Genomic DNA, 7,630 nt, shown 5'->3' on the forward strand with positions numbered 1-7,630 from the left:
GGCGCCCTTACCTTCCCGTCATGGACGTCATCGAGATCCTCCCCCGGCTGCACCTGCTGCGCTTCGCCGTCGGACAGGCATACCTGTGGCGGGACGGCGACGCCGTGACGCTCGTCGACGCGGGCCCGCCCGGCGCCGCGGCGCGGATCGCCGCCGCGGCCCGGTCCCTCGGGACCCTGCGGCGGATCGTGCTCACCCACTTCCACGTCGACCACGCGGGCGGGGCGGGCGACCTGTCCGCGCTGACCGGCGCGGAGGTGCTGGCCCACCGCCTGGACGCCGCCGCGGTCCGGGGCGAGGTGCCGGGCCCGCCCCCGGCGTTCGAGGACTGGGAGCGCCCCCTGCACGCGAAGGCCGCCGGTCTCCTGCCGGACGGGGACTTCGCCCGCCCCGAGCGGCTGACCGAGCTGTCCGACGGCGACGTCCTCGACTTCGGCGGCGGGGCCCGGGTCGTCCACGTCCCCGGTCACACGGACGGCAGCATCGCCCTCCATCTCCCCCGGTACGGCGTGCTGTTCACCGGGGACACGGTCGCGGCGTCGCCGGTGGACGGCAGCGTGATCCCGGGCGTGTTCAACCTCGACCGGGCCCGCCTGCTCGACTCGTTCCGCCGACTGGCGGCGCTCGACCCGGACGTCGCGTGCTTCGGCCACGGCGACCCGGTGAACGGCGGGGCGTCCACGGTGCTCCGGCAGGCGGCGGACCGGCGGACGGACGCCCGCTGAACCGACGCCCGCCGAACCCACCGGGTCTCACGCCCGCCGAACGGCACGCCGGGGCGGCCGGCGTCGCCCGCTCAGCCGCAGGGGACGCCCGCCTCCAGGTACAGCGCCGCTCCGCGCTCCCGCGCCCGCAGGGCCCAGCGCAGCCGCTCGTAGCGGACCGGCGGGAGCATGTCGGCGGCCTCCTGCTCGGTGACGAAGCGCCAGTCGCGCAGTTCGGGACCGGGCAGCAGGAGCCGGGCCGCCTCCGTGGAGTCGAGGAGGCCGCCGTCGAAGAGCAGGCGCAGCCCGCCGTAGCCGGGCGGCGCGGGCGCCTCCCAGTCGACGACGAGCAGGCGCGGTACGTCGTCGAGCTGGATGCCGGTCTCCTCGGCGACCTCGCGCATACCGGCCCGTGCGGGGGCCTCGCCGGGCTCGACGACGCCTCCGGGGAACTCCCAACCCGCCTTGTAGGTGGGGTCGACCAGCAGCACACGGTCCTGCTCGTCGAAGAGGAGGACGCCGGCGGCGAGGGTCTCGGCGGTGGGCTCGGGCGTCTGCACGATGTCGCACACCGGCACGTCGCCGCTGCTCACGGCCCCCGCTATGCGCACCGCCGTCTCGAAGGGATTCAGGCCGCTGGTGTCGACGAGGTGGGCGTCGGCCGTGAGCCAGGAGGCGAGGGCGGCCCGGTAGGGATCGATGTGGTCGTACGCCCGCTGCCGGAGCCGGATGTCCGCGTCGGGGAGGTCGTCGGGAACCTCCCGGTTCGCTATGCGCTCACGCAGGATCGTTTCGGCCGGGGCGAGCAGGACGTGCCGCACGGTGATGCGGCGTGCGGCCAGACCGCCGAATATCTCGTCGCGGTACTCCTGGCGCAGCAGGGTCATGGGCACCACGAGGGTCCCGCCCAGCTCGGCGAGCATCGCGGCCGCGGTGTCGATCACGAGCCGCCGCCAGATCGGCAGGTCCTGGAAGTCACCGACCTCGGCGAGGTGTTTGGGCGGCAGCAGGTGCGTGAGCGCCGCGCCGATGACCTCGGGGTCGAAGAGCGTGCTGTTCGGGATCAGTTCGATCAGTTCCCGTGCGGTGGTGGTCTTCCCCGCACCGAACGCTCCGTTGATCCACACGATCACGGACGGGTCCCCCTCTTCTGTTGGCCCCCTGTGGCTTGCCCGCTCCACCCTGCCACGGAAACCAGCCCCAGTTGAGGGCGTACGGAGCCGGCGCCGGTGTCCCCGTCCCGGGACACCGGCGCCGGCTCGCGGCCGTCCGGCCGAGTCAGCCGTCCTTCCCCGCGGCCAGGTCGTCGGGGGCCGGGCTGTCGAGGGCGACGGTGTGGTCGACGCCGCCGACGGTGTCCGGCACGTTCAGGTCCGCGACGCCGTGCGTCGCGTCGGCGTGGGACGGGGTGACGGCCGCGACGACGAATCCGGTGACGAGGGAGGCGATGGCGAGCATGCTGCGCTTCTTCATGACCGTTCCAACTGCGCGGACGGCATCCGGGTCACGCTCCGTGCTCAGCCCTCGTCGCGTCGCATGGGACCCCACGGCGCCCGCTGGTCGACGACCGCGGCCACCGCTTCCCGGATGACCGTCTCGTCGACCCAGCCGACCGGTTCGACGTTCGTGACCAGCGGCTCGTTGTCGGGGCCCCGCCCCTCGACCCGGCCGCGCAGGACCCACGGCCGCACTCCCCCGCCCTTCTCCCGCGGCAGGTGGGAGTAGTCGTAGAGCCGGCGGGCCACCCACAGCTCGACCGGCCGGTCCTCCCACCACGGCTCGACGTCGAGCGGGTTGGCGGACAGCCCGGACATGCGCACCCCCGTCAGGGCGTCCCGGCTCTCCCTGTGGTTCTCGTCGGCCTCAGGGCCGTGCGACCAGCGCACATAGAGGTGGGGGGTGCTGTCCACCAGGCGGGCCAGCTCACGGAGGTCCCGCAGAACGGGCAGCTCGTCGGAGGTGCTCATGGGGTCGCTGCTCCTTTCCGGGCGTTGCGGGGCCCGTCGTCCGGCAGATCAGGTCGGCCCGCCTCCCGACCGCGGGCGTCGCCCTCCGCGGCGGACGGCTCCGCCGGTGAGGAGTGCGGGCACCCCGGGGACCGGCGAGGCGCTCTTCCGGCGTCCTCACCACGGCACCTCCACGACCAGCGGCCCCGGAAGCCGACGGGTACCCGGCCGACAGGGGGGAACTCCCGCGTGATCGCCGGTCGTCGCCACGGCGGTCGCTTCGCCGACCGCCGGAGCCGAACAGGCCGCCGCGCCCTGCCTCGCCGCTCGTCCGCGTCACCGGTTGGTGCGCCGCCCGACGCAGCCGCCGTGATGGCCGCCGCCCCGCGTGCGGGGGGGGCTACGACGACTGCCCCGCGGTGTCCGGCATACGCGCCGCCACCCGCGCCGAGCCGGGCGCCTGGCACCCCGGACTCGGCACAGGGCCCAGGCACGGAGCCAGGACACGGTGCCTGGGCAGGCAGCCCGGGCACGGGACCTGGGGCCGGAGTCCAGGGGCCGGAGCACAGCGCGCAGCGCCAGGGCACCGGACCTAAGACACCAGACACCGGGCACGGGGCGGGCCAGGACTCAACACCCGACCGACACCGCTCGGCACCGGCCCCCCACACCCGGCACCACCCCCGGAGCCCGCGCACAGCACTCGACCCCGGCCCCCGCCCCGCACGCCCGGACAAGACATGGAGCACGGGACCGGCCAGGACTCAACACCCGGCAGACACCGCTCGGCACCGGCCCCGACACCCGGGCACTGGGCACGGAGCCGGGACGCAGGGCTCAGCGCGCGCGGCGGGGCGGCGCGGCGCGGCGCGGTTCGCGGGGGAACGTTGCTGCCCGTCTGTCGGGATCCGGGCGGACCGGCGCGGTGTCCGGGCGTCCGGCGAGGGCCGCCGCGGCCGCTCCCACCAGGCCCGCGTCCGTGCCCATCCGGGCCGGCACGATGGTCAGGTCCCGCACGAACGACAGGGTGGCGTAGTCGCCGAGGGCCTTGCGCAGCGGCGTGAACAGCACCTCGCCCGCCTCGCCCACCCCGCCGCCGATCACGGCGATGTCGATCTCGACCAGGGTGGCGGTGGCCGCGATACCGGCGGCCAGCGCCTGGGCGGCACGTTCGAAGGAGGCGAGGGCGACCGGGTCGCCTGCGCGGGCGGCCGCGGCCACCGCGGCGGCGGAGGCGTCGCCGTCGGTGCCTGGCCGCCAGCCGCCGGCCAGGGCGCGGCGGGCGATGTTGGGCCCGCTGGCGATGCGCTCGACGCAGCCCCGCGAGCCGCACGGGCAGGCGTCCCCGTCGAGGTCCACGCTGATGTGGCCGATGTGGCCCGCGTTGCCGGTCGGGCCCGGGTGCAGCCGGCCGCCCAGCACCAGACCGCCCCCGACGCCCGTGGAGACCACCATGCACAGCGCGTTGTCGTGTCCGCGTGCGGCGCCCTGCCAGTGCTCGGCCGCCGTGATCGCCACGCCGTCGCCTATCAGCGCCACGGGCAGTCCGCCGGCCGCCTCCCGCACCCGCCGCACCAGCGGGTAGGCACGCCACCCCGGCACGTTCACCGGGCTCACCGTGCCGGCCGAGGCGTCCACCGGGCCGGCGCTGCCTATGCCGAGGGCCGTGGCCCTCGGCCACAGGGGCGAGCCGGCCAGTTCGCGGAGCACCTCCTCCACCGCTCCCATGACGGTCTCGCCGTCCTCCCGAGCGGGCGTCGCGCGCTGCGCTCGCACCAGGATCCGGCCGAGGCCGTCCACCAGGGCGCCGGCGATCTTGGTGCCGCCGATGTCGAGCGCGGCCACGAGGTCGGTCTGCATCAGTGTCTGATCTCCCCGTCAACCATCGAATCTCCCGTCCGCCAGGGGGAAGTTCCCCCGTCAGCCATCGCTGTACAGTGAACCGGTCTCGCGGTGGGGGCGCGGGTCCGAAGTTTGCGGTGGACAGTCTCTCGCGTCCATGACAACGTTGTCCAGGCTCTATGCTCGACGCCACATCCTCATACAGGCCCATGCTTCGAGTCGGCCCCGCGCCTCGATGCAGCCCCGTGGGCGAGACAGGACAAGGACAGCGCATCGTGCCCGAGACCGCACGCCGAACAGACCGTCCCACCGGGATGCGTTACGGCAACCGCCCGACCATGAAGGACGTCGCCGCGCGCGCCGGTGTCGGCCTGAAGACCGTCTCCCGCGTGGTCAACGGCGAGCCCGGCGTCACCCCGGAGACGGAGCGCCGCGTCCAGGACGCCATCGACGCCCTCGGTTTCCGCCGCAACGACAGCGCGCGCGTGCTGCGCAAGGGCCGCACGGCGAGCATCGGCCTGATACTCGAGGACCTCGCCGACCCGTTCTACGGGCCGCTCAGCCGCGCGGTCGAGGAGGTGGCCCGCGCCCACGGGGCACTGCTGATCAACGGCTCCAGCGCGGAGGACCCGGACCGTGAGCAGGAACTGGCCCTCGCGCTGTGCGCGCGGCGGGTCGACGGGCTGGTGGTGATCCCGGCCGGTGACGACCACCGCTACCTGGAGCCCGAGATCAAGGCGGGCGTCGCCGTGGTCTTCGTCGACCGTCCGGCCGGGAAGATCGACGCCGACGTGGTCCTGTCGGACAACTACGGCGGTGCCCGCGACGGCGTCGCCCACCTGATCGCCCACGGCCACCGCCGGATCGGCTTCATCGGCGACATGCCCCGCATCCACACGGCCGCCGAGCGGCTGCGCGGCTACCGGGCCGCGATGGAGGACGCCGGCATACCGGTGGCGGACTCCTGGATGTCGCTGGGCGTCACCGACCCGCAGCGGGTGCGCCGGGCGGCCGAGCAGATGCTGTCCGGCCCCGACCCGGTCACGGCGGTCTTCACGGGCAACAACCGGGTGACGGTCACCGTGATCCGCGTCCTCGCCGAGCGGTCCCGCCCGGTCGCCCTCGTGGGCTTCGACGACATCGAGCTCGCCGACCTGCTGCGGCCCGGCGTCACCGTGATCGCCCAGGACCCGGCGACCATCGGCCGTACCGCGGCCGAGCGCCTGTTCCGCCAGCTCGACGGCACCCTGGTGGTCCCGGAACGCATCGACGTGCCGACCCGGCTCATCGCCCGCGGCTCGGGCGAGCTCCCGCCTGCGGACTGAGCGGACCGAGCGTCCCGTGCCGGTGCGGGACCGCACTCCCGAGGCGCCCGGCCCGGCCGGGACACCGCGCGGCGATCCGCCGCGCCGTCCCCGGCACCCGGGCCACGGGGCCGTGTCACCGGCCGGATCCCCGGGCACGGTAGGGAGTTGTTCGCCCTCCGGCCGGACGCCGAGCAGTCGGCGGTTCTCGACGTGGGCGAGGGCGCGCCGGTGCCGTACGGCGACTACCGGCGCGCGTCCGGCCCGGCGCCGGGTCCCCGCGGCGGCCTGCGTGGGGCCGCGAAGCCTTCCAGGTCGGCGGTGGTCAGACCGGTCGCCGCGGCGACCTCGGCGTCGTCGAGCGCGCCGCAGTGCAGTCCGCGCAGCAGGTAGCCGCCGAGTGCCTTGGCGGTGGCGGGCTCGTCCATCACATCGCCGCCGGTCCGGGCGACGTAGCGGGCGAGGCGGTCGGCGGCCTGCCGGAAGCCCTCGCGGTAGAAGGCGAAGACGGCGGCGTACCGGGTCGGCAGGTGGCCGGGGTGCATGTCCCAGCCCTGGTAGAAGGCGCGGGCCAGGGCGCGACGGGTGAGGCGGTAGTGCAGCCGCCATGCCTCGTGGACCTGCTCGGTGGGGCCGACGGGCAGCACGTTGGTCGACCCGTCCGACACCCGTACGCCGGTGCCCGCGGCCGCGACCTGCATGACCGCCTTGGCGTGGTCGGCGGCCGGATGGTCGGGGGCCTGGTGGGCGGCGGACACACCGAGGGCCGCGCTGTAGTCGAAGGTGCCGTAGTGCAGGCCGGTGGCGCGGCCCTCGGACGCCTGGATCAGACGGGCGACCGTCGCGGTGCCGTCGGCGGCGAGGACCGCCTGGCCGGTCTCGATCTGGATCTCGAAGCCGATCCGGCCGGGCGGCAGTCCCCGCGCCGACTCGAAGGCCTCCAGGAGCCGGACCATGGCGGTGACCTGCTGCGGGTAGGTCACCTTCGGCAGCGTCAGCAGCAGCCCGTCGGGCAGGCCGCCGGCCTCCGTCAGGCCGGTGAGGAAGACGTCGAGGGTGCGGATGCCCCGGTCGCGCACCGGCGCCTCCAGACACTTCATGCGGATGCCCGTCCAGGGGGCCGCGGTGCCCGTCGCGTACGCCTGCGCGACCAGCCGGGCCGCCCGGGCCACCGCCGCGTCCTCCTCGGCGTCCGGGCGCGTGCCGTAGCCGTCCTCGAAGTCGATGCGCAGGTCTTCCACCGGCTCACGCTCCAGCTTGGCGCGCACTCGGGTGTGGACGGCCTCGGCGAGGTCGCCGGACAGGCCGAGAACGGCGGCGAACGAGGCGGCGTCCGGGGCATGCTCGTCGAGGGCGGCGAGGGCCTGGTCGCCCCAGGAGCGGACGGTGTCGGCGGCGAACACGTCACCGGGGACGTAGACCGTGTGGACGGGCTGACGGGTGCCCGGGTCGCCGGGGTAGCGGCGCTCCAGTTCGGCGTCGACCGGCGCGAGGAAGGCGCCGATCTCCTCGCTGACGACGCCCGCGAGGCTCGTCGGCACCTCCGACCGCCGGTCCTGTGCCATGCCGCGTCTCCCGCCTGCCGCTTTCCGCCGAGCGGAATCAACAATCCGTTGAACGACGGTATCCGCGCCTCTTCCCGCCGGTCAACAGCCGTTTCGCCGCGGTCCGCGGTCGCTCGCGCCGGGGTCGAACGGGTCGAGGCCCCCGCGACCGTTCGCGCGGTCGCGGGAGCCTCGAGCCGTGATCGGAGCTGATCAGCCCTTGCGGGTGTTGATCTCCTCGGTGAGCTGGGGGACGACGTCGAAGAGGTCGCCGACGACGCCGTAGTCGA

General features: G+C 75.0%; 6 protein-coding genes and 1 pseudogene. 2 read left to right on the plus strand and 5 right to left on the minus strand.

What is annotated here, in order from left to right; genetic code table 11:
* Positions 1-20: 20 nt before the first annotated feature.
* Complete coding sequence (locus VKA29_RS23410; protein WP_324787910.1) at positions 21-725, plus strand: MBL fold metallo-hydrolase; 705 nt, start codon at positions 21-23, stop codon at positions 723-725.
* Between the two features lie 71 nt (positions 726-796).
* On the opposite strand, the gene VKA29_RS23415 is transcribed toward VKA29_RS23410, so the two are convergent.
* From VKA29_RS23415 to VKA29_RS23430, 4 genes and pseudogenes are all read right to left on the minus strand, one after another.
* The gene (locus VKA29_RS23415) at positions 797-1,837 is read right to left on the minus strand and encodes an NUDIX hydrolase (RefSeq protein ID WP_324787911.1); all 1,041 of its coding nucleotides are present in this window, start codon (positions 1,835-1,837) and stop codon (positions 797-799) included.
* 145 nt (positions 1,838-1,982) lie between these two features.
* Positions 1,983-2,177, minus strand: coding sequence for a hypothetical protein (locus VKA29_RS23420; RefSeq protein ID WP_324787912.1), 195 nt, complete (start codon positions 2,175-2,177; stop codon positions 1,983-1,985).
* Positions 2,178-2,221: 44 nt separating this feature from the next.
* Positions 2,222-2,671 carry a DUF6098 family protein gene (locus VKA29_RS23425; protein WP_324787913.1) on the minus strand — a complete coding sequence of 150 codons (450 nt, stop codon included), beginning with the start codon at positions 2,669-2,671 and terminating at the stop codon, positions 2,222-2,224.
* A 900-nt stretch (positions 2,672-3,571) separates the two neighbouring features.
* A pseudogene (locus VKA29_RS23430) lies at positions 3,572-4,510 on the minus strand (ROK family protein); the annotation flags it as partial.
* 257 nt (positions 4,511-4,767) lie between these two features.
* Between VKA29_RS23430 and VKA29_RS23435 the strand changes: the two are divergent.
* Entirely contained in the window at positions 4,768-5,817 is a 1,050-nt protein-coding gene (locus VKA29_RS23435; protein ID WP_420718545.1) for a LacI family DNA-binding transcriptional regulator, read from the plus strand.
* A 224-nt stretch (positions 5,818-6,041) separates the two neighbouring features.
* On the opposite strand, the gene VKA29_RS23440 is transcribed toward VKA29_RS23435, so the two are convergent.
* Positions 6,042-7,361: a DUF6986 family protein gene (locus tag VKA29_RS23440; protein WP_324787914.1), complete on the minus strand. Its 1,320-nt coding sequence runs from the start codon at positions 7,359-7,361 to the stop codon at positions 6,042-6,044.
* Positions 7,362-7,630: the final 269 nt, after the last annotated feature.

This window comes from Streptomyces sp. H51, assembly GCF_035656535.1.
Taxonomy (GTDB): Bacteria; Actinomycetota; Actinomycetes; order Streptomycetales; family Streptomycetaceae; genus Streptomyces.

What these genes read in the sequence shown, in the direction of transcription:
- VKA29_RS23410 (WP_324787910.1), top strand. Translation starts at nt 21, where the DNA reads ATGGACGTCATCGAGATCCTCCCCCGGCTGCACCTGCTGCGCTTCGCC.
- VKA29_RS23420 (WP_324787912.1), bottom strand. Translation starts at nt 2,177, where the DNA reads ATGAAGAAGCGCAGCATGCTCGCCATCGCCTCCCTCGTCACCGGATTC.
- VKA29_RS23425 (WP_324787913.1), bottom strand. Translation starts at nt 2,671, where the DNA reads ATGAGCACCTCCGACGAGCTGCCCGTTCTGCGGGACCTCCGTGAGCTG.
- VKA29_RS23440 (WP_324787914.1), bottom strand. Translation starts at nt 7,361, where the DNA reads ATGGCACAGGACCGGCGGTCGGAGGTGCCGACGAGCCTCGCGGGCGTC.